The 1,244-nt window shown below is 54.1% G+C and carries 1 protein-coding gene; it reads right to left on the bottom strand.

The annotated features are described in order from the left end of the window. Positions 1-30: 30 nt before the first annotated feature. A protein-coding gene (locus M8014_RS00125; protein WP_110820399.1) for an IS3 family transposase occupies positions 31-1,181 on the bottom strand; the annotation gives its coding sequence in 2 pieces (ribosomal slippage) (positions 31-923 and positions 923-1,181; 1,152 coding nt in all). Between the last annotated feature and the right edge of the window lie 63 nt (positions 1,182-1,244).

Genomic DNA, 1,244 nt, shown 5'->3' with positions numbered 1-1,244 from the left:
TGATCCTACCCACGTAATGTGGACACGGCCCTAAGCGAGGTTCTGGTTTTCAAACTGTTCCGGGCTGAGTCCGCCACAGGCGCTGTGACGTCTCCAGCGATTGTAATCACACTCGATATAATTAAACACCGTCGCCCGCATTATTTCCCGGCTGATAAAGCGTTCCCCGTGGATACATTCTACTTTCAGCGAGTGAAAGAAGCTTTCCACGCAGGCATTGTCATAACAGCAACCTTTCGCGCTCATGCTTCCACGCAGTTTATGACGCTTCAGTAACCCCTGATAGTCCGCTGAACAGTACTGCCCGCCTCTGTCCGTATGTACGATGACATTTTCCGGGCGCTTTCGCCGCCAGAGCGCCATCTGTAACGCATCGCAGGCAAGTTGTGCTGTCATCCGCGGTGACATTGACCAGCCAATGACGGCACGGGACCACAGGTCAATGACCACCGCCAGATACAGCCAGCCCTCATCGGTGCGCAAGTATGTGATGTCTCCTGCCCACTTCTGGTTCGGGCCTCCGGCGTAAAAATCCTGCTTCAGCAGATTGTCAGACACTGGCAGACCGTGCTCGCTGTAGCTGACCGGACTGAACTTACGGGCAGCTTTTGCGCGAAGTCCCTGACGCTGCAGGCTGGCGGCAATGGTTTTGACGTTGTACGCCGGAAGTTCATCCGCAAGTCGTGGAGCGCCATAACGCTGTTTTGCATCGCTGAATGCTTTCAGGACAGCAGCATCACAGACCAGACGGAACTGTTGTCTCCGGCTTATCTGATGATGACGCAGACGCCAGGCATACCAGCCGCTGCGGGCAACCCGCAATACGCGACACATGGCTTTGACGGTGAATTGAGCCCGATGCTTTTCAATAAAGACATACTTCATTTCAGGCGCTTCGCGAAGTATGTCGCGGCCTTTTGGAGAATGGCCAGTTCCTCGTCCCGCTCAGCCAGCTGGCGTTTAAGACGGGCAATTTCAACGGACATTTCCTGCTCACGTTCGGAAGAGCAGCGGGCATTATTAATCTTACTGCGCCATGCATAGAGCTGGGATTCATACAGGTTGAGTTCACGGGCAGCGGCCGCGACACCGATACGTTCAGCAAGCTTCAGGGCTTCGTTGCGGAATTCTGGCGTGTGCTGTTTGCGTGGCTTCTTACTGGTTGATGCTGGTTTTGTCATGAGTCACCTCTGATTGAGAGTTTACTCACTTAGTCGCGTGTCCACTATTCGCGGGTAGGATCA

The organism is Silvania hatchlandensis (assembly GCF_025564065.1).
Classification (GTDB): Bacteria; Pseudomonadota; Gammaproteobacteria; order Enterobacterales; family Enterobacteriaceae; genus Enterobacter; species Enterobacter hatchlandensis.
Note: the sequence above shows the minus strand (reverse complement) of the source record. Positions and strands in the feature narration are given on the sequence as shown.